Origin of the sequence: Colwellia sp. BRX9-1 (assembly GCF_014077195.1) — a bacterium.
GTDB lineage: Bacteria > Pseudomonadota > Gammaproteobacteria > Enterobacterales > Alteromonadaceae > Colwellia_A.
Genome location: NZ_JACGVM010000008.1, coordinates 133,691 through 157,181, shown reverse-complemented (window position 1 = coordinate 157,181; position 23,491 = coordinate 133,691). Strand labels below are relative to the sequence as shown.

Below are 23,491 nucleotides of genomic sequence, written 5' to 3'. Positions count from 1 at the left end.
TTTGACTAATATGTTGTTGTAAATAAAAAGGGGGGAGCATTAATAATGCTCCCCCCTTTAGTCTTTACCATTAATATAATCGCTAATTTATGACGTTCTAAGGATTATAAACAACATCCAAGCTTACACCACTAGCAGCTGAATAGCCGTAAATACCGATATGCCAAGTGTCTGCTACAGGGCTGGTAAATGAACAAACTTCATTATTGCCACCTTTGTATGGGCGACAATCATAAGTTGATGATGTTGGCTGTGCGCCACGTCGAATATATAAATCAGCATCACCAGTACCACCACTCATCGTGAAGTCTAATGTTGCCATGCCTGCTGGCACGTCAATGGTGTAATAAGTCCATGCTTGACGAGCGACACTAATATCCGTTAAAGATGCACTACCACCGGTTGCTCCGCCCCCTGTTGTAGGTTCAGTAAAGCTACCTGTTAAGTTAACACCAGAGAAAGCTGAGTAGGCAACAACTTTCACATAATAAGTGCCCGCTTGTGCCGTACTAATAGGACAACTTTCACTATTACCACCAGCATAAGGACGACAGTCATAGCTAGTACTTGTAGGTGCTGAACCAAATTTAACATATAAATCAGCATCACCTGTTCCACCAGCCATATCAAAGGTTAGGTCTGTTGCACCCGCTGGAACTTCCATTGTAAAGCTAAGTTCAGTACTTGAAGCTAAGCCAGTTTTGGTTGTGCCATTACTTAATACATCATCACCAGTTGGTGGCGGTGGTGTTACGCTACCACCACAAGTTGCAGCTAATGCATCAGACGCTGCTTTTGCTTGTACTAAGCCAAAACCTGTCTTGTCATCGCGGCCAGCAACATCAAGATCAATAGCCGTTGATTTTAATGCACTTCGAACTTCGTCAGCGCTACAATCAATGTTATTACTCCAAACAATCGCTGCAACACCTGTAACATGAGGCGTAGCCATTGAAGTACCGTTGTAATAAGCATAGTTTTGCGAGCCGTTAACCGTTAACGTTGCCGCATTGCCTAACTGCGTCAATAATTGCTGACCCAACGCACGACTAACCGAAACACTTGGCACTGAAACAGCGTTAGTAGAATCAACTAAGAATGGATTTTGTAAACCAGGACGAGTACTGTCACTATAAACAATAACACCAGAGGCACCTGCATCAGCACAAGCTTTAGCTGGGTTTATTTCGGGGTAATTACTGCCTTTTTGGTTGTCATTACGTTCTGCTAAACAAATATTACCAGCAACATTACTACAGCTGTAGCTACTTCCTGAAAGTGTACAACTTGCTAAAACACCGTTTGCACTGCTATCTACATTGCTTACGATGAAGCTACCACCACTTTCAATGTAATGAGTTTGTGGCACAATATCATTAGCATAAGTTGTTGAACCTAAGTTAATAAAACCTAAGCGACCATCGCCAGCAACGGTTGATAAAACAGCTTCACCAGGCGCAGAAATTTCAACTTGTGGTGTGTATTGAGAAAACTCAGCATGTTGATTGTTGCTATCAAGTGCGCCAACAGCCATAACAGCGTCATAAGAAGCAGGGTAAGATAATGTGGTATTGCCATCATTACCTGAAGCGGCAACTAATAATACGCCAGAATCAGCAGCGGCTTGTAATGCGTTTTTCTCAGTAACACTTGAACCTGCACCACCTAAACTCATGTTAATAACTTTTGCGCCATTATTTACACAAGTATCAACTGCATCACTTAACTCGCCAACATAACCCCAACCCGCTTCATTAAATACTTTAACAATATGCAGATTTACATTGGTGTTCGGCATAATACCAACAACACCTTCACTGTTATTAACACCAGCAATAGTACCTGCTACGTGAGTACCGTGAGACCCCCCGTTTTGATACCAATTTCCAGTACCTGAGTTATTGGTACCTGAAGCATTGTTAGCATTTAAATCAGGATTTGCCTGTTCATAACCAGAATCAATAATACACACGGTCATATTTGCGCCGTCGTTATCAGTTAATTGGTCTGATTGTGTTTGTGCTATACCCCAAGGTTGATTTTGCGCCATTAAAAAGCGTTTGTAATCAGGCTCAATGAACTCAATTGATGAGTCCTTTTTCATGCGGTTGATCATGGTTTTCACATCTTTAATGTTCTTTTCTTTACCAAAAGAAATAATGTGATGACCATTTTTCAAAATCTTTTCGTGTTTTAACGATAAGCCTGCTTTTTTCGCTAATCCTGGAGGGATTGCTTTTCCGTTTTTCTTGTTTTTATATTTAACAATTAAACGATCAGTAAAATCCTGCTTTTCGAGCATTTGTTGTGCACGCCAATCAGCAAAACTTAATGTTGTTGATTGGGCAGATTCCATTCCGCTTTTATTTACTTTATTAATTTTAGCTTGGCTCGCATAACTTGCCGCGCTAGTTACGGTTAGAATAGATAAGGCTACTGCACTGAGTGCAAGGCGTTTGTTATTTCTCATCTGATATAAACTCCATCGTTTATTTTTACGTTTAATTTGAACGTTTGCCTAGGCTACCTTCAACGTATTTTATTAGGTATTGCTTTAGTGGGTGAAAACCCATTGCAAAAATAATGGCTTGTTTGCGATATTTTAACTAGCAAACCACAGACTGTTTTTCATAGTAAAGCGACAAGGTGGTTTTTGTTTTTGTAGTTATCTACATGAAACAATAGATTTTATTTTTATTTTGTCGTTTTTTTTCGAAAAGCTGTCGCTATTTTGCTAGGGAATATTTTCTGACTTGATATTATCGAATTATGCAAGATGCACGATACTGATTTAACCAAGATAAATAAGTCATCATCAAGATAGTAAGGACTGCTCAATAAAATAAAACATAACGTTGATCATAAAAATAATATAAACAACGTCCCTATATATAAGAGAGAGTAGAACATATGAAAGCTTCTAAATTTACGACATCAATTATTGCTTTAGCCGTTACCGCAGCATTTTCAGCACAAGCTGCCGATGATCGATACATTATTAAAGTAGACGAAAGTAAAAAAGGCCTTGTTAAAGCTCTCGCTAAAAAATTAGGCGGCGAATTAAAAGTTGACGGCAAAGGTTTTATCGCTGCTTCATTCGCTGGTAAAGACTTAAGCCAAGTTAAAGGTTTATTAAATAACCCACATATTCAAATGATCGAAGAAGATCAACGCCGTGTACCACTTTCTGTATATAGTGATACTGCAGGCAACCCTGCTACAACTCAACTTACTCCTTATGCGGTTGTTCAATCTCAAGCTGACCAAGTTAACTTTAACGCTGGCGCAGGTATGAAGGTATGTGTTATCGATTCAGGTTTAGATCGCTCTAACCAAGATTTTATTTGGAACAATATCACTGGTACTAATGATTCAGGCACAGGTAACTGGGATGAAAACGGTGGCCCACACGGTACTCACGTAGCCGGTACCATTGGTGCTGCAGATAATGGTTTTGGTGTTGTTGGTATGGCACCTGGCGTTGATATGCATATTGTTAAAGTATTTAACGAAGCAGGTTGGGGATACTCTTCTGATTTAGCTTATGCAGCAAATATTTGTTCTGGCGCTGGCGCGAACATTATCAGCATGAGTTTGGGTGGTGGTGGTGCAAACAGCACTGAAGAGAACGCATTTAAAGCATTTACAGATGCGGGCGGTTTAGTTGTAGCAGCAGCAGGTAACGATGGTAACAATGTTCGTTCATTCCCAGCGGGTTACTCTTCAGTAATGATGATTGGTGCAAACGACAATAACAACGCTATTGCAGACTTCTCACAATTTCCAAGCTGTACAGCTACTTCAGGTAAAGGCAAAAATGCAACGACTGTCACAGACGAAACTATTTGTGTTGAAGTAACAGCTGGTGGTGTCGATACATTATCTACTTACCCGGCGGGTATGGCAACTAGCGCTTCAATGAGTGCTGATGGCGTTGCTTTTGCTTCCTCTGCAATGGAAAACTCAGGGTCAGTTTCAGGTAATACTTACAACATGGGTACTGCAGAGTCTACTGATTCAGGTGCAAACGGTATGGTTTGTGTTATAGAGCGTGGCGTTATTTCTTTCCATGATAAAGTGAATAACTGTGAACTTTCAGGCGGTATCGGTGCGGTTCTATATAATAACGAACCTGGTATGCTATATGGTACTTTGGGAGACACTAACGCAACTAGCATTCCTGCAGTAGGGGCTTCTCAAGAAGATGGAGCAGCGTTATTAGCAGCAAATACAGTTGATATTAACATTGGAGCTAGCGATTACGGTTTCATGAGCGGTACTTCAATGGCAACACCAGCAGTATCTGGTATTGCTGCGCTAGTTTGGTCTAATCATAACGGTTGTACGGGTACAGAAATTCGTGATGCACTAAAATCAACAGCGGAAGATAACGGCGCAACAGGTCACGATGACTACTTTGGTCACGGTATCGTTAAAGCAAAAGCGGCTAGCGATTACTTAACCGCTAATGGTTGTGGTGGTGGCGTTGTTACTCCTCCTCCAGTAGAAGGTGGCGATATTACTGCTGACGCATCAGGATACAAGGCTAAAGGTAAAAACAAAGTTGACGTAACTTGGTCAGGTGCAGCTACTGCAAGTGTCGATATTATCCGTAATGGTTCTTTAAGAACAACAACGGCAAACGATGGTGCTTATACCGACAGCTTTAGAACTTCTGGTTCGTTTACATATAAAGTATGTGACCAAGGAACTAGTAATTGTTCTACGGAAACGACAGTTAATTTCTAGATTTATACGTTATTAGTACAAGGAAGTAGTCTTATTAACTAGTTGATATCCAGTTCATTATTTGAGCTGGATATTTTTATTTTAGTAATATGTAATAATTTTTAGTTATATGTATATACTCATAAGTTATTACAGGTTGGGTCCGGTTTAGTTTATGTTCACAATCAATGTGTATTTTGTAACTAATTATTAAAAATTGTTTAAATTTAAATTACAAACATTAAGTTAAATTACCCTGACGTTTTTAAAAGATGTAACGGGAAAAGGGGATAAAATTTTGAATATTTCTGTAAAAAACATTATAAAACCACTCTCACTTTTAGGTCTTATCAGCGTAGCTGTTTGGCTGATCCATACAACAATTAATAAAAATGTAGATGCACAAAAGCAATCGTACATTATTTCTTCAAATAACTATCAATTATTGCAAACAGAATTAGCAACGCTAAACGTTCAACCAACGCATCAATTAACTATTATCAATGCTGTTGCCGTTTCTCTTAATATTGAACAGTTAGCTCAGTTACATGCACAGTTAGATATTCAAGTTACGCAAAATCATCATGTAGAAATGTCTGGTGGTAATGCCTGGGGCAAGCGCAAATGGCAGCCAAAGTCTGTCGTTAATGACTTAATTGAGGCCTCTGCTGCTCATTCGGCCTACAATTTTGGCGATGGTGTAACTATTGGTTTTTTAGATACAGGCCTTGATCAATTAGAAGGAACATCTTCAGGTTTATCTACTGATTTATATGGTCGGGATAAGTTCTGGGGAACTTATGATGCGGTTAATAACAATATCAGTAATTATAGTAATGAAGAAAGTGGCCACGGTACGCATGTCGCCAGTATTGCTGGCAATGCAGATTACGACGCTTACGGTAAAGTGTATGGTGTTGCACCGAATGCTGCATTAGTTGGGATTAAAGCCTTTGATGCCGAAGGCAAGGCGACCTATGCAGACGTTATTCGTGGCATAGATTGGGCGCTACAAGTTAAAGATCAAATCAATTTAAAAGTATTGAACATGTCGTTCAGTGGGCCAGCTCGTTCATACTATTGGGAAGACCCACTTAACCAAGCAGTAATGAAAGCATGGCAAGCTGGTATTGTTGTCGTTGCTTCTGCTGGTAACAGTGGTCCTGGCCCTATGACAATCGGCGTTCCAGGTAATGTACCTTATATAATTACCGTTGGTGCGATGACTGATAACTATACGCCTTCTTATTTAAGTGATGACATAGTCGCTAGTTTTAGTTCGGCCGGCCCGACAGTCGAAGGATTTGTTAAACCAGAAATTGTCGCACCAGGCGGTCATTTATCAGGATTAATGGCTTTTGATACTCAAATCGTTCAGGAACATCCAGAATTTCACGACGGCGGACGATATTTTGAAATGTCAGGTACATCGCAAGCTGCTGGCGTTGTTTCTGGTGTAGTGGCATTGATGTTGACCCAAGATCCAACGTTAACTCCTGACGAAGTTAAGTGTAGACTAATGGACAGTGCTCATACCGCATTCGATAATAACGGTGAACTTGCTTATAGCGTATTTCAACAAGGTTCAGGCGTGGTTAATGTGGCGGATGCATTAGCTAGTAACGCTTCAGCATGTGCGAATCAAGCATTAGATATTGCACAAGACATTGCTGGTAATGAACACTATTTTGGACCTGCCAATATTAATGATGATGGCAATTTTTATGTTGAAGGTTTAGGCGATGAATATGTGTGGAAATTGGATGAAAGCAACGTTGATGGTGATAGTGTCATTTGGCGAATGAATTTCATCGAAAATGCTATCGATTGGAGAAACACTGCCTCAACAGATAGTGTTATCTGGCGGATGAACATCGAAACGGACAGTGTCATTTGGAGAATGAATGTCGAATCTGACTCGGTAATTTGGAGAATGAGTGTTGCTGATAGTACAACCGGAATTGATGTTAATAATTGGGTAGCACCACAATAGTGTAACTCACTCTAAGCCACTGTTATTAAAGTGGCTTTTTATTTTTTATTTCATGTTAGAAGATTCTATATACCCTCATCTTAGTAAGAGCTATCTTGTGAAAAATATACTCCCCTTTTTCTTATCAATTATTCTTAGTTGCAATATATTTGCACAAGATGTTAAGCAATTTAAAAACTTTGGGATTGATAACCCAATGTCTTATAGCTTTGTTAGAACCATGGCTCAAGATGAAGATGGTTTTATGTGGTTCGGCTCATCGGAAGGCTTAGACCGTTTTGATGGGCATCAAACACTAAATTTTCAACATGATAGTACCCAGCCTAACTCACTAAGCTCTAGTGTGATCAGTAGTATTCTTTTTGATAAACAGCAAAGGCTTTGGGTCGGTACTTTTGGTGGAGGCTTAAATTTATATAGACCAGAAAGCCAAGATTTTATCCATTTTACTAGAAAAACAAAAAATGCCACACTGACCAATGATACCGTAAATGCTTTATTTGAAGACAGTGAAGGTAAAATTTGGATAGCTACCGAAAATGGTGTGAATGTTCTCAGTACAGATGAAGAAAAATGGTCAACTCAGCATATATTTCAAGAATCAGGTAACCCAAATAGCCTGACCCATAATACTGTACTTTCAATAATTGAAACTCGTAACCAAGAAATTTGGATTGGTACTAATGGCGGTGGGGTTTCGATATTTGATCTACAGGGAAATTTTATTAAATCGATTAAGTATGGCGATCAAAAAAGTGCGACTTATGTTAATAAATTTGTCAGTAGTTTATATCTAGCTATTAATGGTGATATTTGGATAGGCACAGTTGATAGTGGTTTATTAAAATATACACCAAGTACAGAGCAGTTTATTCACTATCAAGATAATGTGAATGTTCAGTCAACAATTAGCAGTAATGCAATTAGTAATATTTATCAGGATTCAGAACAAAATATTTGGATTGGCACCGATAGTGGCTTATCTATTTATAATAATGAAACCAAAGACTTCAGTCGCTATAACAACTCCCCAAATAACCCTTACAGTATAAGTAATGATTTTGTTATTACTTTTTTTGAAGACAACCATAAGATGATGTGGGTAGGGACTTTTTCAGGTGTGAATCGTTGGGATCCGAATATGGCAACCTTTCGACAATATAGTACGCAAACAAATCCTATTTTAAAAAATAACAATATCACTAGTTTTGCGCAATTTGAACAAGGAAAATTTTTTTTTAGTACCTATGGTGGTGGTATCTATCAGTTGTCAGAAGCTGATAATTCCATTACCACCGTCGATTTTAATGCTTCTTTTTCAGAATATAGAATTATGAATCTATTTGCCGATGGCAACACTTTATGGGTGGGAACGAGAGGCTCAGGCTTATATTCAGTCAATTTAACAACCAATAAAGTGACTGGATATATCCATGATGCTAAAGATGAACATTCTATTTCAGCTAATAGTATTACCGATATTATTAAAGATATTAATGGCAACCTTTGGATATCTACTTTTCAACAAGGACTAAATTTATATAATGAAAACGGTACTTTTACTCGTTTTATTAAAAACGAATTAAACACTAAAAATGGTCCTAGCACTAATAGCATATTACAATTGCTGGCTGATGAACAAGGAATCGTATGGTTGGCCACATTTGGTGCAGGGTTAAATCGTTTTGATCCGGCCCTTGGGACGTTTACTCATTTTAGACATGATGAAAATACCCCTAATAGTATTTCGGATGACTTTACCTGGATAATGCTATTAGATCATGACAAGAACCTATGGTTTGGCACTCAAAATGCTGGCTTAAGTATATTAAGCCAAGAAGATCGTTACAGTAATAACTTTTCATTTTCCCATCTTAATACTAAAGATGGCATGAAAAGTTTGACCGTATATGGCATCACCCAAGATGCTAATGAAGATATTTGGTTTAGTACCAGTAAAGGTATTTCTCGGTTTTCAATCAGTGATAAAAATTTTAAACACTTTAATCTGACTCATGGCTTAGTTGATTTAGAATACACTCATTCTTCAGTATTTCGCTCAAAAGGTAACACCTTATATTTTGGTGCAGGCAAAGGCATGAGCACTATTAATCCAGAAAAAATTAATACCAGCTTGTCCGTTCCAGAAGTACGATTAACGAGTATATTAAAGCTGAATGAACCTATGCCTCTTGGCAGTAAATTATCTAACTTAAGCCAATTGGAATTTGATTACAGTGATCAGCTAATTTCCTTTGAATATGTTGGTTTAAACTATGCCAATCCGGAGTCAACTCTTTATATGTATCGCTTGTTAGGCTTTGATGAGGAGTGGATAGCTGCAGGTAAATCACGACGAGCCACTTATACAAATTTACCTGCAGGTAGTTATACACTGCAAATTATTGCTGGAAATAACGACAATGTTTGGAGTGAACCGGGTTATTCATTAGCTATTACGGTTAAACCAGCACCTTGGAATACTTGGTGGGCTTATTTATTGTATGCCATGGCAGTAGCTTTAACGTTATTAGTCTATTCACGCTTTTTGAATCGAAAACTATTGGTTGAACAACTACAAAAATCTTACCTTAAAGAGCAGGTCAAAGAGAAAACGCAAAAGTTACAATCGCAAAATAGCGAACTTGAACATGCCAATATTCTACTTGAAAAGTCGGCAACGGTAGATAAAGTAACTGGGGTACGAAGTCGCCGCTATCTTGATATTTATATTGAGCAAACTAGCCAGCTGATGAATCAAATTCATCAGAATATTCTACCAGTACAGCGGAGCACTTTACCCCGTCTTTACGTCTTAATGGTTCAGGTTAATGAGTTGACCAATATCAGTAATAGCCAATTGATTAACATTACTGATTTATTACTGTTTAGCAGAAATACCGATGACCTAGTTGTTCGTTGGTCCGATGATACCTTTGCTGTTATTGGTTATGAAAAAGACAACAATGCTGGTGAGTTAGCAGCGCGGTTAGCAAGTAAGTTTGAAAAACAATTCGACGATAAAATTTCGATGAATATTGCTTATTCTTTTTATCCGTTTAATAGAGAGCAACCTATGGAAATATCGTGGGATCAAGTCAGTGTGATGATTGAACTTGGCTTAACATTAACAAGCGAAGAGCCAGCGATTGCTTGGCTTGGCTTATGTGAACCTAAGATACAACCCTTTAGCTACTTAGCGGTGATTCAAGGCGCTGATCTAGCGACACTTAAGCATAACATCCAAGTTAAGCAAGGTTAGCCTGAGTAGCTTTGTGGTTAGCTTTTAATGAATTGTTGTTGATATTGTTTTGGGGTGCAGTTAAACGACTCTTTAAAGCATCGACCAAAATATGTTTGTGAAGAAAAACCAACATCTAAGGCTATTCTGCCAATTTTAGAACCATTTTGTAGCAATATCTGTGCTTTTGCTAGACGGAACTCTTTAATGAAGTTATTAGGTGTTGTGCCCAGTGTTACTTTCATTTTTCGCTGCAGTTGGCGTTCACTCATCGCCATATTACTGGCTAGATCTTGAATACCTAAATCAGTTTCCAAGTACATCTTAGCAACAATGGTTTCTAGCTTCTCTATAAACTTTTCATCAACGGATAAGATAGCACTTTCGCTTGGAGTTAACTGCGACACTTTTTTTACGCTACTTTCTTTTTGTTGTTCTTTTTGATGGTCACGAAATTTATGTAAATAGTTCTGCTGGAGTAATTTACGATTTTCAATCAAATTTTCAATACGTATTAATAATTCCTGTTGATTGAAAGGTTTACTTAAATACTCATCTGCTTGTAAATTTAGGCCGTGAAGTCGACTATCTAAGTCTGAACGGGCGGTAAGCAAAATAACGGGAATATGAGAAGTAAGTTCATTTTCTTTTAATTGTTTAAGTACTTCGAAGCCATCAATGCCCGTTAGCATTATATCGCATACGATAAGGTCTGGTATATATTCCTCGGCGATGAGCAGTCCTTGTTCGCCGCTCATTGCTAATAAACAATGATGTTGCTGTTCAACCACACGTTTTATGTGATTTTGCATATCGAGATTATCTTCAATAACTAACACGACATTATGTAAATGATTTTTTGCTTTAGTTTTATTATTATTTTGTTCTAACAGCAATGATGATACTTCGCTTTGAGATACACTCATTGGCACTTGAGTTTCTATTTCGACAGCGGTAGCTAAAGGGATTGATAGAGAAAACTTACTGCCTTTATTGTATTCACTGACTAAATTGATACGCCAGTTATGCGCTTTTACCAATTCATTAACTAAAGATAAACCAATACCTACACCAAAAACAGCATGATTTTTTTCATCATCAGCTCTTTGAAAGCGTTCAAAGATTTTACTTTGTGATGCTTGATTAATACCTATGCCGGTATCTGTAATCTCTAAAATAACATTATCTTGATCAACATAAGCACTGACCTTGATGCTACCGCCAGCAGGTGTATATTTAATCGCATTAGCAAGTAAGTTGAAGATGATTTTCTCAAAACCTTGAGCGTCGCATTCTAGCCAAAGATCATCAGATATTTCAGCATCAAAACTTAAATCATTTTGTTTAGCTAAGCGTGAAAATGAATCAATTGGCATAGCCATTAACTGACTTAATCGATAAGTAGACAATGAAAGCTTAGGGTTGTCAGTAAGGCGAGAGAGTTCTAATAGTTGTTCAACCATACGAACTAAACGCAAACCATTACGCTTAGCGGTAGTAAGTTCCAACCCTTCTTCTTTACTGTGAGCTTTGAGTAGATATTGGTCTAAAATGCCATTAATAATTGTCAATGGCGTCCTAAACTCATGGGAAATGTTCGCAATAAACTTATCTTTTAAATCTAACATCTGCTTTTCAGCTAACTTTCGTGAAGTTAAATTAATAAAGGTAATAACAATAAGGGGTTGTTCTTCGCGATCTGCCCACTGCAATTCAACCTGAACTGGGAATTCAGTACCATCGGCACGTCGAGCAGCACACTCTACTGAAATACCGATATCTTTACGTTGTAAGGCGTATACATTACTTTTGAAGCCAAAAAAGTAATGCATAGTGTCTTCTGCAGAAAAAAGTGTGCTGACATTCGTGCCTTTCAATTCATGTTCTAAACTTTGGAACAATTGAACTGCGGCAGGGTTTGACGATAATATTTCGCCGCCCGTTGATGTCGTCAAAATAGCATTATTAGATGCTCGGACAATGGCTTTGTCTTCACTATTAAGAATTGAGCTGAGTAATTTATGGTTGGTCTGTATTAACTCTTTTTGTTCTTGTTGCTGAGTGAAAGCGTTTTCCTTAAATTCGAGCGTGTTTTTTCTTTTATTGTAAGCAATAAGAATGACTAAAATAAAAGCAATAACGCCCCAAATACCAATAACAAAAGACTGCCAGAAAGAATTTGTAATGTAGTGTGCCCCAACTTCTAAACCAACGATATGAATGCTAAAAATAATACTCACCAGCAATAAAATGTAAAATTCGGGAAAGGTATCTTTTGAAATAGGTTTGGTCGGTCTTTGAATGTTTAATGATGCACTTGCGGCAAAAATAAGACCACAGTATGGGATTAACGCTATTAAGCTGTTCGTATAATTGTCTTTATAAAGGGCTTGCTCTTGAAGAAGAAAATAACTATTAGTGTTATCAACTAACAAAGCTAATGAGGCAATGGCTAATGGCCAATAAATAGCGCGCCAAAATTTTTCATGACAAAAAATAACACAGCTGATTAGTCTAATAAAAATGAGGCCAGAAATGGTGATATGAAATAATAATGACGGTAATAACCTGTGATCTAACGCTTTTGAAAACTCTTCTGGCAGCAGTACGAAATAACAAAAACAGGTGACTGTAAAAAATAGTGCTGGCACTCGACCCGCAATGTATTTATTGAGTGGCGTTTCGCTGAGATGCGGGTTGGTTTCTATGGCCAGTAAGATAAAAAAGTAACTGAACAAAGAGAAAAAATCTTGCAGGATCGGGGGGGTGTTTATGTAGTTACCTGCGAAGATAACACCCGAAATAAGATCAATGATAATAGCGAGAGAGAAAAACTGCCAGAACAATTTTAATGAACGTGATCTGGTCTGTAAATAGCTATGAACAACAAAGAATACTGCGGTAGCCTGTAATAATATAGTAGGAAGTGATAGCAAAAAAGCAGAGGAAATATCAAGCGTGCTGGTGATCGTTGCATAGGGTAATAAGGTTAAAATTATTGTAATAAATAAAAGTGTTTTTTTATTAAAATATAGCAATGATGTGATCCAATATTAAAGTGACGTTTAGTATGTTGCCTAATCATGAGGCTAATTATTTTCTCCTTTAATAAATATAGTATACATTAATTTAACACTATATAAATGAATAGCCAGCTTTCACTGGCTATTTATATCGTTGAGTAAAAAGGCTAATTTTTCAATATTAGCATTCGACAATTGCCGATAATCAAAATAGGGACACACAATTAAATTTTTAGCTTTATCAATAGCAAATTGCTCATCTAGCCAAGTGAAATTAGCGTTTAGTTGATTTGTCGCTAACAAATTTTTGGCGTAGGTTTTTCCACAAATAATATGCAGAGTTTGCTTAGTGGTTGATAACTGAGGCGGAGAAAATAATAAAGCCGTTTGAGAGCCTTGCTGCAGCAAAAATCGCTCTCGATATTTTTGCCAAGTTGGCGCAAGTGTTGAGTAAGCGAATTTTTCTTTATCGAGTGCGTAAAGCAGCTTCGCATAAACATTGAAAACTTTCCGCCAACCATTGCCACAAGCTTGATTAACCATCTCTATTTCGCCCAAGGTTAGCGGCGATAGACAAGATAATTGCTGATATTCAAGCATACTCGGTTTATTGCCAATATAAACGGCGACGCTAAAGTTTGAGCAACCTAAACCAATAACATTCAATGGTACTTAACTCATTTTACGTGGGGGGTATGTTGAATTGTAAATTTATAATCGAGACAAGTAAAACGTCCTTAAAATTTTTTTGCTTGAATGTATGTAGTTACTGGTAAAGTTAGATCGATTGAAGATTATCAATGTCTAACAGATAACTAATATAAAATGTTAATATCGTATAGCTTTCTATGGCTATTTAAAGGTCCACGCGAGAAGTTTATCGAAAAAAATGACATTACAAGGGTAATGGTTTCAAATTTTGTTGGAGAAAACTGTTTTATATTTTATATTTGTGGCAGCTAAAAATATATTGCTTAGCTGCTGTTTAACATGACTACAGTATCAATAATGAATTCTAAAAAAAAATGATGGAGCGCAGCTATGAATGAAAAAATTGCAGCACTTAAGTCAGACCTAGCGCTACTTAAAGAACAATTTAGTAAAAAAATTACTGATGCAGAAACTCGTTTAAAAAATATGATTGAACAAGAAAGCTTAGATACTTCGGTTGAACGTGGCTATAAAATTCAAGCTTCTTTTGAAGAGCCAGCAGATTCTTTAGCTAATGGTGAATGTGTAATTTTACTGCATGGGCTTGCACGTTCGGCTAACTCCATGAAAGCTATTGAAAAACGATTGTTAGCAGAAGGATATTTTGTGATAAATATCAACTACCCTTCTAGAGATTATTCGATAGAAGAGTTGGCTGAAAAAGTGATTTCTAAAGCGCTATTAATTTGTGAAAATCGCCAAGTTAACTTTGTTACCCATTCAATGGGCGGTATATTAGTTCGCCAATATTTAAGTATGCATAAAATACCTAATTTACATAAAGTCGTGATGCTAGGTCCACCAAACAAAGGCAGTGAAGTTGTTGATAAACTAAAAAATACACCTGGTTTTAGTTTCATCAATGGTGATGCGGGTATGCAATTAGGTACCGGCGAATTCAGTGTCCCTAGTAACCTTGGCAATGCTAATTTTGATTTGGGTGTTATTGCCGGTAATCAAAGTATTAATTGGATATTATCAACACTTATTCCTGATAAAGATGATGGTAAAGTTTCGGTTGCTAGTACCAAACTTGATGGTATGAATGATCACATTGAAATGGAAACGACCCATCCATTTATGATGAAAAACGAAAAAGTTATCGAACAAGTTATCCATTATTTAAAATCAGGGAGTTTTCAAAAATAATTCGACTAGAAAACTTGCCTTTACTAACGACCTGTATATACTCACAGTAACAACTGTGTAAATTTACAGGCTCCCTATGCTAAATGAAATCAGCGAATTACGCCCTCTAACGAACCGACAACAACAAGTTTTTGATCTGATCAAAGACAAAATAAGCGATACGGGCATGCCACCAACGCGTGCTGAAATAGCCAAGTTTTTTGGCTTTAAATCAGCAAATGCAGCAGAGGAACATTTAAAAGCTTTGGCTAAAAAAGGCTATATAGAAATGTTGCCAGGTACTTCTCGCGGCATTCGTTTGACTGAGAAGTTAATGGAAGAAGCCGGTTTACCTTTAATCGGCAGAGTGGCTGCAGGTGAACCTATTTTAGCTGCAGAGCATGTTGAAGATCATTACAAAGTTGATGGTAATTTGTTCCACCCAGCTGCTGATTACTTATTGAGAGTTAATGGCGAAAGCATGAAAAATATCGGCATACTTGATGGTGACTTGTTAGCGGTTCATCAAACGACCGATGTACAGAATGGCCAAGTAATTGTTGCTCGTGTCGAAGAAAATGTTACGGTTAAACGTTATAAACGAGAAGGTAACATCGTTTACTTACATGCTGAAAATGATGACTTCTCTCCTATAAAAGTCGATTTGTCTGATCAAGAGTTTAATATTGAAGGGTTGGCTGTTGGCGTTATTCGCTCGGCAGACTGGATGTAATTAAGTTAACCTATCCAATAAACTTGGTGGTAACTAAGCCAATTTATCTAACAAATATAGTATTAAATATGTAAAACTGCTCCGCAAACTTTAGTGTATAAAATAGGCTAAAGTTTGCTTTTCTAACCTTTCGTATTCTTTTCATGCAAACCTTTCTCTTTACTAAGAATAATTTTCATTCTAAAGCCCATTCAAACAACTTTATCTTTCTCTGATTAAAAAACAACCAAGATCAATTTTTACAATACGCGTATTTATACTCAGCTGTTTATTTTTAATACTACGGCTACAGCCCTTTGTTATTAGGCCTTTGCCTGTATTAGAGTTGATACTCTATTGTTTTTATTGGTTTTTATTTTAAAATAGCTCGATTTTTAAATTGACCCAGATCAACTTTTAAGTAATTCTAGTTTGGAATGTGTACAAATATAAATATAAGGCGATGTTGTCGACGCTAACTGGTTGATAACAAAATCGCTAAGAAAATAATAAAAATCCGTACTAAAGGATGTGTTTTGTCCTAGGTATCAAGTTTTAAACTTTTATAGGGTGAAGGAGATGTCGTGTGAAAAGACGTAACCTAGGTTGGCTGTTGTTGGGGAGTGTTCTTTCCAGTTCAGCTTGGGCAGATATGCAATTAAATCTGACCAAGGGTGTAACAGAAGTAAGTAGAGATGTTTACGATCTACATATGCTCGCAATGTATATATGTGTAGCAATTGGTGTGGTCGTTTTTGGTGCTATGTTTTGGTCAATGGTTTTCCATCGAAAATCCAAAGGGGCTAAATCAGCAGATTTTCATGAAAGTACAAAAGTAGAAATCCTCTGGACAGCAATTCCCATTGTCATTCTTATCGCTATGGCTGTACCAGCAACAAAAACACTGATTGAAATGGAAAATAACGACGATTCTGACGTTACCATTCAAGTTACCGCCTCTCAGTGGAAATGGCATTACAAATATTTTGATCAAGATATTGAGTTCTACTCCGTTTTATCGACGCCAAGATCACAGTATGAAACACAAGAAGGTAAACACCTTAATGTTGATGCTGGCGATAAAGTCAAAGGTGAAAATTACCTACTCGAAGTTGATAAACACCTTGTCATTCCAGTTAATAAAAAAGTACGATTTTTAATCACTTCTGACGACGTTATTCATGCTTGGTGGGTACCTGCTTTTGCTGTAAAGCAAGATGCTAACCCAGGATTTATTAATGAAGCATGGACAAAAGTTGACAAGCCTGGGATATACCGAGGTCAGTGTGCTGAACTTTGTGGCAAAGACCATGGTTTTATGCCAATTGTTGTCGAAGTAAAGTCTGAAGCAGACTATGCAAAATGGCTTGATGAACAACACCAACTCAACGCTCAAGCCGCTGCTGCTGAGAAAGCATCTCTTAACGCTTCCGCATCAATGGATGAATTGATGACCTTGGGTGAAACTACCTATATTGCCCACTGTGCTGCCTGTCATCAAGTTTCTGGTGCTGGTCTACCTCCTGCATTTCCTGCACTTAAAGGAAGTCCAGTTGCTACGGGTAGTATTGCCGAGCATATTGATATTGTACTCAATGGTAAAGCGGGTACAGGTATGCAAGCTTATGGTAAGCAGTTAAGTATGAAGCAAATTGCTGCAGTTGTGACCTACGAGCGTAATGCTTGGGGTAACAATACCGGTGATGCCGTACAAGCCGCTGATGTTAAAGGTGCTGCTAAGGGATCAGGCAATGACACAGAAACACCGGTAGCAGTTGCTGAAATGGTTGCTGAAGAAGCCCCAGTAGAAGATCTAACTAAAGTGTACAGCGAAGATGAACTGATGGTTATGGGTGAGCAAGTTTACATGAAAGCTTGTGCTGCTTGTCATCAAGTTTCTGGTGCGGGTTTACCTCCGGCATTTCCAGCACTAAAAGGTAGTGCAATTGCACTGGGTGATATTGCTGTGCATATAGATATGGTTATTAATGGCAGTAAGAAAAACCCTGCTATGGCTGCTTTTGGTAGTCAGTTAACTAAAACCGAAATAGCGGCAGTTGTTACTTATGAGCGTAATGCTTGGGGCAATAACACCGGTGATTTAGTACAACCTGCAGCTGTTGATGCTGCTAGTGCGAAGTAGGAGGATATAAAATGACTACAGACGTTATAGAACAAGAATCGCACGACGATCATCATGATGACCATAAAATGAAAGGCATCAAACGTTGGTTGTACACGACAAACCATAAAGATATAGGTACGTTATATCTATGGTTTGCTTTTATTATGCTATTAACCGGCGGCGCTTTAGCCATGGTTATTCGAGCCGAGTTATTCCAACCCGGTTTACAAATAGTGGAGCCTGATTTTTTCAATCAGCTAACAACCGTACATGGTTTGATCATGGTATTTGGTGCAATTATGCCGGCCTTTACCGGGTTTGCTAACTGGATGATACCTATGATGATTGGTGCTCCAGATATGGCCTTACCACGTATGAATAACTGGAGCTTCTGGATTCTACCTTTTGCTTTTGGGATTCTTTTGTCTACATTCTTTATGGAGTCAGGTGCGCCTAACTTTGGTTGGACATTCTACGCACCACTTTCTACAACCTATTCAAATGGTAGTACGGCATTTTTTGTTTTTGCTGTTCATATTATGGGTATCTCATCAATAATGGGCGCAATTAATATTGTTGTTACTATTATGAATATGCGTGCGCCTGGTATGACTTACATGAAAATGCCATTGTTTGTTTGGACATTTTTTATTACCGCGTACTTATTGATTGCGGTGATGCCCGTGCTCGCAGGTGTGGTAACTATGTTGTTAACCGACACTTATTTTGGTACGAGTTTCTTTGATGCCGCTGGTGGCGGTGATCCGGTATTGTTCCAGCATCTTTTCTGGTTCTTCGGGCATCCTGAAGTTTACATCATGATTTTACCTGCTTTTGGTATTGTTTCGACAATTATCCCAGCGTTTGCTCGTAAGAAGTTATTTGGCTACAGCTCAATGGTTTATGCAACGGCATCGATTGCTGTGTTGTCATTTATTGTTTGGGCGCATCACATGTTCACGACAGGTATGCCGTTATTTGGTGAACTGTTCTTCATGTATTGCACCATGTTAATTGCCGTACCTACGGGTGTTAAAGTGTTCAACTGGGTCGCAACTATGTGGCGTGGTTCAATGAGCTTTGAAACGCCGATGTTATTTTCTATCGCGTTTGTCATCTTATTTACTATAGGCGGATTCTCTGGTTTGATGTTGGCATTAACACCTGTTGATTTCCAATACCATGATACCTACTTTGTTGTTGCTCATTTTCATTATGTATTAGTTACCGGTTCATTATTCTCGATTTATGCTGGTGCATACTTCTGGTTGCCAAAATGGACAGGTCATATGTATAACGAGTCGTTAGCTAAATGGCATTTTTGGTGTTCACTGATTTCAGTTAATTTACTATTCTTCCCTATGCACTTTTTAGGATTAGCGGGCATGCCTCGTCGTATTCCAGATTATGCGTTGCAGTTTGCTGATTTCAACAAGTGGGTCAGTATTGGTGGTTTTGCCTTTGGTCTTTCGCAACTAATATTCTTAGCGGTAGTCATTAAGTGTATTAGAGGTGGAGAGAAAGCATCGGCTAAACCTTGGGATGGCGCTGAAGGTTTAGAGTGGACTGTTGCAAGTCCTGCTCCGTACCATACATTTTCAACACCACCAAAAATTGATTAAGTTAATAAAATATGAATAAAGGTGACGAATTGCAAAATTCAAATAACAAAGATAGCACTGCTATAACGAAAAACAATCAAGTGATAAAAAAGCTGGTTATGATTGTTTTTGGTATGTTTGGTTTTGGTTTTGCACTTGTCCCTTTATATGATGTGTTTTGTGATATTACTGGTTTGAATGGAAAAACGTCAACCACTGCCGCTGCTGTCTATAATGTTGAGCAGATTGACACAAAAAGGATTGTTACGGTGCAGTTTATTAGTCGAACCGCCCAAGGTATACCTTGGCAGTTTGAACCTATGGTCCGTGAAATAAAAGTTCATCCCGGTGAAATGAAACTTGTTAAATTTTATGCAAAAAATGAATCCACCCGCGATATTATTGGCCAAGCAGTTCCGTCAGTATCGCCCGGTTTAGCGGCAGCGTATTTTCAAAAAATTGAATGTTTTTGTTTTACGCAGCAACCGCTAAAAGCGAATGAAGAGGTAGAAATGGCGTTACAGTTTTATGTTGACCCAGAATTACCTGAAGATATTTCAACGCTAACTTTGTCTTACACTTTGTATGACGTGACCGGAAAAGTGGAATCGTAGCAATTTATACTGAGCACTTAGCGTGTAACAGTATTTGTTTAGGGGAATAATAATGACAACAAAAGAATATGAAAGTTATTACGTACCATCACAAAGTCATTGGCCAATTGTTGGCGCAGTGGCACTGTTTTTAATTGCTGTTGGCGCCGGGAACTATGTTTCTACGTTAAATAGTAGCGAAGGTGGCATTGGCGGTTACATATTGCTTGCCGGCATTTGTTTAGTTATATACATGCTCTATGGTTGGTTCAGTAACGTTATAAACGAATCGATGGCAGGTAAGTATAGCCATCAAATGGATAACTCATTTCGTCAAGGAATGAGCTGGTTTATCTTTTCTGAAGTGATGTTTTTTGCAGCATTCTTTGGTGCCTTATTTTATGCCCGCACGTTATCAGTACCTTGGTTGGGCGGCGCAGATAATAATGCCATGACTGGTGCTGTTTTATGGCCTGAGTTTGTCGCAAGTTGGCCGTTATTAGTCACACCAGATGGAACCGAAACAACTCAAATGGGCTGGTATGGCCTACCGTTAATTAATACTATTTTGTTATTAACGTCTTCAATTACTGCACATTTAGCACATTCAGCCTTAGAAAAAGATAATCGTAAAATGCTGAAAATATGGTTAGGTTTTACCATATTATTAGGTGTTGTCTTTTTATTCTTGCAAGTTGTAGAGTATATGCACGGCTATTCAGAAGAAATGAAATTGTACTTAACTAGTGGTATCTATGGTTCAACTTTCTACTTACTGACCGGTTTTCATGGTATGCACGTTACCTTAGGTACCGTCATGCTTATTGTGGTATTTTTAAGGGTGTTAAAAGGCCACTTTACCCCAACAAATGCTTTTGCTTTTGAAGCGGCAAGTTGGTATTGGCATTTTGTTGATGTGGTTTGGGTGATACTGTTTGTTTTTGTTTATATCGTATAAAAAATTACTGATATAAACGTTTAAGAAATATTGTAGGTGAAGCTAGCTTCACCTACTTTTTATTTTTAAGCGAGTTGATTAGAATGGTCGTGGGTGTGGCGTAATAACGCCTGTTAAAATAGCGACTAGCATAAGTATAATAATGAAGGCTGAAATCATCACGCGTCGGCCAATAAATTTTGACATTGACGGTTTACTTGGGTCATTTTTGTTTAAGACAAAGAGTGCCTGAAACAGGCTAAATACCATGAAGACTAAGCAGCCAATAATAATTATTTTTATCGCAAATGCCATTTAAAAATTTCCTATGTTGTTATGTTCGCTTTAAGCATATTTAAGGAATTAATTGTTTGAAAAATTTTATATCAAACATTCGCCTACCTTGGTTGATATTTACCCTACTTGTTTTTTCCGGATTAGTAAAACTCGGATTATGGCAAAGTGATCGTGCTTTACAAAAAGAGCAACGCATCGCAACCATTACACAATTGAGCCAAACACAAGCCTTGTCACTTTCTCAAGTGCTCTCAGAAAAAAATGAAATTAATGATCTACCGATCACTATGTTTGGGGAATTTGATAATAATACTATTTTTTTATTAGACAACCAAACGAATAAAGGACAATTAGGTTATCGTGTTTATCAAGTGTTTAATAGTGGTGAGCAGGCGGTCTTAGTTAATTTAGGTTGGGTAGTAGGTTCTATAAATCGTCAAGAAATTCCCGATGTGCAGGCTATTACTGGAAAGTATCAACTATCAGGCCACGTACGTAAAATAGAGCAAGGCATAATGTTAATGGAACAAGTCTTGGTTAAAGGTGAGTGGCCATTGCGTGTTCAGCAGATAGAATTAGATAAATTTTCAACATTAATTTCACGTCAACTCTTGCCCTTTGTCGTCTACTTAGATAAAACAGAGAGTGTGGGTTATGAAAAAAATTGGCAACCAATTGTTATGCCACCTGAAAAACATCGTGCTTATGCCTTTCAATGGTTCAGTTTAGCGATTGCATGGTTATTGTTGATGATATGGGCGTCAATTAAGTTGGGTAAAAATAGTGAACAAGCGTTAAATCACTAATAAAAAAAATAATAAGGTCTAAGTGTATGAATGATGTATCACAGAAAAAATCTCGTCGTAGTATGGTCATGGTGCTGGGCGCTTTTATCCTCCCTATCGTGTTAGCAAAACTCGCCTTAACTCAAAATTGGCTTGATTATGGTGTGACGAACAAAGGCACTTTAGTTGAGAATGAACTGACTTTAGAAAAGTTAGGCTTGAGTCAACCCGCTTTACAAAAAACTTGGTCAATTATTTATAGCTTGCCACAGCATTGTGATGATCACTGTGAACAAACGTTACTTAGTGTTAATAACTCTTACATAGCCCTGGGTAGAGAAATGCCCAGAGTAAAGCGCGTCGCACTTTCTCCTAATCCACTCTCACCTCAGCAAACGGAAAGGTTAATTGAAAACAGCTGGGTGATCATTTCTACTCCAAGTCTAGTTGATGACTTTTTATCAGATACCAAAGTCTTAGTTGTTGACCCTTTAGGTAATGTGGTTTTATCTCATAAACCACCGACAAATGATGATGCTCAAGCAATGTTTGGTAAAGAAATTTTAGCCGATATGAAGAAATTACTTAAGTATTCAAGGGTGGGTTAAGATGAAAAATCGTGTTAATCATCGTGTTCGTACCTTAGTCTTAATTAGTATTCTATTAGCACTAGTCGTGGTTAGCTTAGGTGCTTATACGCGCTTAACGCATGCGGGTTTAGGTTGTCCAGATTGGCCAGGTTGTTATGGATTAATTGATGTACCTGCAACCGCAGAACAAATTATTAAAGCAGAGCAAGCATTTCCAGAAAGAAAAGTTGAAGCGCATAAAGCATGGAATGAAATGATCCATCGATATTTTGCTGGTGCGTTGGGTTTATTAATTCTAGCGATAGCATTTATGTCTTACCGACAACGCGATCAAGGTACGCCATTAAGGTTGCCGATGTTGATACTCGTGGTGGTCATTTTCCAAGCGGCCTTGGGCATGTGGACCGTAACCATGAAACTAATGCCGATTGTCGTTATGGGTCATTTACTTGGTGGTTTTACAACCTTGAGTTTGTTATTTTTATTATACTTACGCTTGGCTGACTTTAGGGTACCAGGTGGTGATTTCGCCATTAAGAAATATGGCAGATACGGCTTAATTGGTATTGTACTGTTAACCGCACAAATAGGTTTAGGGGGCTGGACATCGTCAAACTATGCTGCCTTGGTTTGTACTGAATTACCTATTTGCCAGTCAGGCTGGCAAGAGCAATTGACCTTCGAAGATTCATTTGATTTGATCCCACCAGAAAAAGACAGTTACGAATTTGGTCATTTATCTCATGCTTCACGTGTAACGATTCATGTTGTTCATCGATTAGGAGCCATTGTCACTGGGCTTTATCTTTTTTGGTTAGCATTAATGGTATTTCGAAAATCTCAATCTGCATTTTTTAAGAATGCAGCTATTAGCTTAGCGTTTATTCTTAGTTGCCAAATATTATTGGGTATTAGCAATATCTGGTTCTCATTACCGTTAGCAGTTGCGGTGAGTCATAACGTGGTAGCAGCATGTCTAATGTTGTCTTTGATCACGTTAACCTACAGTTTACGACGGAAATTATAA

The 23,491-nt window shown here is 37.9% G+C and carries 16 protein-coding genes; 12 read left to right on the top strand and 4 right to left on the bottom strand.

The features are described from left to right. Positions 1 to 97: 97 nt before the first annotated feature. Positions 98 to 2,470, bottom strand: a complete 2,373-nt coding sequence (locus H4J76_RS10005; RefSeq protein ID WP_182230518.1) for a S8 family serine peptidase — start codon at positions 2,468 to 2,470, stop codon at positions 98 to 100. A gap of 440 nt (positions 2,471 to 2,910) precedes the next feature. On the opposite strand from H4J76_RS10005, the gene H4J76_RS10000 reads away from it, so the two are divergent. The 3 genes from H4J76_RS10000 to H4J76_RS09990 all read left to right on the top strand — a co-directional run bounded on the left by H4J76_RS10000 (position 2,911) and on the right by H4J76_RS09990 (position 9,983). After that, entirely contained in the window at positions 2,911 to 4,749 is a 1,839-nt protein-coding gene (locus H4J76_RS10000) for a S8 family serine peptidase (RefSeq protein ID WP_182230517.1), read from the top strand. A 277-nt stretch (positions 4,750 to 5,026) separates the two neighbouring features. Then, positions 5,027 to 6,721 carry a S8 family peptidase gene (locus tag H4J76_RS09995; RefSeq protein ID WP_259377134.1) on the top strand — a complete coding sequence of 565 codons (1,695 nt, stop codon included), beginning with the start codon at positions 5,027 to 5,029 and terminating at the stop codon, positions 6,719 to 6,721. A gap of 97 nt (positions 6,722 to 6,818) precedes the next feature. Next, positions 6,819 to 9,983, top strand: a complete 3,165-nt coding sequence (locus H4J76_RS09990) for a two-component regulator propeller domain-containing protein (RefSeq protein WP_310734073.1) — start codon at positions 6,819 to 6,821, stop codon at positions 9,981 to 9,983. A gap of 17 nt (positions 9,984 to 10,000) precedes the next feature. Here H4J76_RS09990 and H4J76_RS09985 read toward each other — a convergent pair whose 3' ends face one another. Both H4J76_RS09985 and H4J76_RS09980 read right to left on the bottom strand, forming a co-directional pair. Beyond that, complete coding sequence (locus H4J76_RS09985) at positions 10,001 to 13,000, bottom strand: ATP-binding protein (protein WP_259364761.1); 3,000 nt, start codon at positions 12,998 to 13,000, stop codon at positions 10,001 to 10,003. 120 nt (positions 13,001 to 13,120) lie between these two features. Continuing rightward, complete coding sequence (locus H4J76_RS09980) at positions 13,121 to 13,651, bottom strand: DUF6942 family protein (RefSeq protein WP_182214469.1); 531 nt, start codon at positions 13,649 to 13,651, stop codon at positions 13,121 to 13,123. A 375-nt stretch (positions 13,652 to 14,026) separates the two neighbouring features. Here H4J76_RS09980 and H4J76_RS09975 point away from each other — a divergent pair, with 375 nt between their 5' ends. The 6 genes from H4J76_RS09975 to H4J76_RS09950 all read left to right on the top strand — a co-directional run bounded on the left by H4J76_RS09975 (position 14,027) and on the right by H4J76_RS09950 (position 20,813). Further along, positions 14,027 to 14,845: an alpha/beta fold hydrolase gene (locus tag H4J76_RS09975; RefSeq protein ID WP_310733553.1), complete on the top strand. Its 819-nt coding sequence runs from the start codon at positions 14,027 to 14,029 to the stop codon at positions 14,843 to 14,845. 76 nt (positions 14,846 to 14,921) lie between these two features. After that, entirely contained in the window at positions 14,922 to 15,557 is a 636-nt protein-coding gene (gene lexA, locus H4J76_RS09970; RefSeq protein WP_182175283.1) for a transcriptional repressor LexA, read from the top strand. Positions 15,558 to 16,122: 565 nt separating this feature from the next. Next, positions 16,123 to 17,679 carry a cytochrome c oxidase subunit II gene (coxB, locus tag H4J76_RS09965; RefSeq protein WP_404842430.1) on the top strand — a complete coding sequence of 519 codons (1,557 nt, stop codon included), beginning with the start codon at positions 16,123 to 16,125 and terminating at the stop codon, positions 17,677 to 17,679. 11 nt (positions 17,680 to 17,690) lie between these two features. Next, positions 17,691 to 19,283: a cytochrome c oxidase subunit I gene (gene ctaD, locus H4J76_RS09960; RefSeq protein ID WP_182214468.1), complete on the top strand. Its 1,593-nt coding sequence runs from the start codon at positions 17,691 to 17,693 to the stop codon at positions 19,281 to 19,283. 11 nt (positions 19,284 to 19,294) lie between these two features. Beyond that, positions 19,295 to 19,876 (top strand): cytochrome c oxidase assembly protein, encoded by a 582-nt coding sequence (locus tag H4J76_RS09955; protein ID WP_182214466.1) that lies wholly within the window; start codon positions 19,295 to 19,297, stop codon positions 19,874 to 19,876. 52 nt (positions 19,877 to 19,928) lie between these two features. Further along, the gene (locus tag H4J76_RS09950) at positions 19,929 to 20,813 is read left to right on the top strand and encodes a cytochrome c oxidase subunit 3 (RefSeq protein WP_182214464.1); all 885 of its coding nucleotides are present in this window, start codon (positions 19,929 to 19,931) and stop codon (positions 20,811 to 20,813) included. Between the two features lie 78 nt (positions 20,814 to 20,891). Here the strand turns inward: H4J76_RS09950 and H4J76_RS09945 are convergent, their stop codons facing one another. After that, entirely contained in the window at positions 20,892 to 21,107 is a 216-nt protein-coding gene (locus tag H4J76_RS09945; protein ID WP_070375487.1) for a DUF2909 domain-containing protein, read from the bottom strand. A 56-nt stretch (positions 21,108 to 21,163) separates the two neighbouring features. Between H4J76_RS09945 and H4J76_RS09940 the strand changes: the two genes are divergently transcribed. The 3 genes from H4J76_RS09940 to H4J76_RS09930 are packed head-to-tail and all read left to right on the top strand — an operon-like array spanning position 21,164 to position 23,491. After that, the gene (locus tag H4J76_RS09940) at positions 21,164 to 21,895 is read left to right on the top strand and encodes an SURF1 family protein (RefSeq protein WP_182214462.1); all 732 of its coding nucleotides are present in this window, start codon (positions 21,164 to 21,166) and stop codon (positions 21,893 to 21,895) included. A gap of 26 nt (positions 21,896 to 21,921) precedes the next feature. Continuing rightward, a complete protein-coding gene (locus H4J76_RS09935; RefSeq protein WP_182230515.1) occupies positions 21,922 to 22,482 on the top strand; it encodes a hypothetical protein in 561 nt (186 codons plus the stop codon). Between the two features lies 1 nt (position 22,483). Next, positions 22,484 to 23,491, top strand: a complete 1,008-nt coding sequence (locus H4J76_RS09930) for a heme A synthase (protein WP_182230514.1) — start codon at positions 22,484 to 22,486, stop codon at positions 23,489 to 23,491.

Excerpts from the sequence above, each read along its gene's own strand:
- H4J76_RS10005 (WP_182230518.1), bottom strand. The coding sequence starts at position 2,470 with ATGAGAAATAACAAACGCCTTGCACTCAGTGCAGTAGCCTTATCTATT.
- H4J76_RS10000 (WP_182230517.1), top strand. The coding sequence starts at position 2,911 with ATGAAAGCTTCTAAATTTACGACATCAATTATTGCTTTAGCCGTTACC.
- H4J76_RS09975 (WP_310733553.1), top strand. The coding sequence starts at position 14,027 with ATGAATGAAAAAATTGCAGCACTTAAGTCAGACCTAGCGCTACTTAAA.
- lexA (WP_182175283.1), top strand. The coding sequence starts at position 14,922 with ATGCTAAATGAAATCAGCGAATTACGCCCTCTAACGAACCGACAACAA.
- ctaD (WP_182214468.1), top strand. The coding sequence starts at position 17,691 with ATGACTACAGACGTTATAGAACAAGAATCGCACGACGATCATCATGAT.
- H4J76_RS09955 (WP_182214466.1), top strand. The coding sequence starts at position 19,295 with ATGAATAAAGGTGACGAATTGCAAAATTCAAATAACAAAGATAGCACT.
- H4J76_RS09950 (WP_182214464.1), top strand. The coding sequence starts at position 19,929 with ATGACAACAAAAGAATATGAAAGTTATTACGTACCATCACAAAGTCAT.
- H4J76_RS09945 (WP_070375487.1), bottom strand. The coding sequence starts at position 21,107 with ATGGCATTTGCGATAAAAATAATTATTATTGGCTGCTTAGTCTTCATG.
- H4J76_RS09935 (WP_182230515.1), top strand. The coding sequence starts at position 21,922 with ATGAATGATGTATCACAGAAAAAATCTCGTCGTAGTATGGTCATGGTG.
- H4J76_RS09930 (WP_182230514.1), top strand. The coding sequence starts at position 22,484 with ATGAAAAATCGTGTTAATCATCGTGTTCGTACCTTAGTCTTAATTAGT.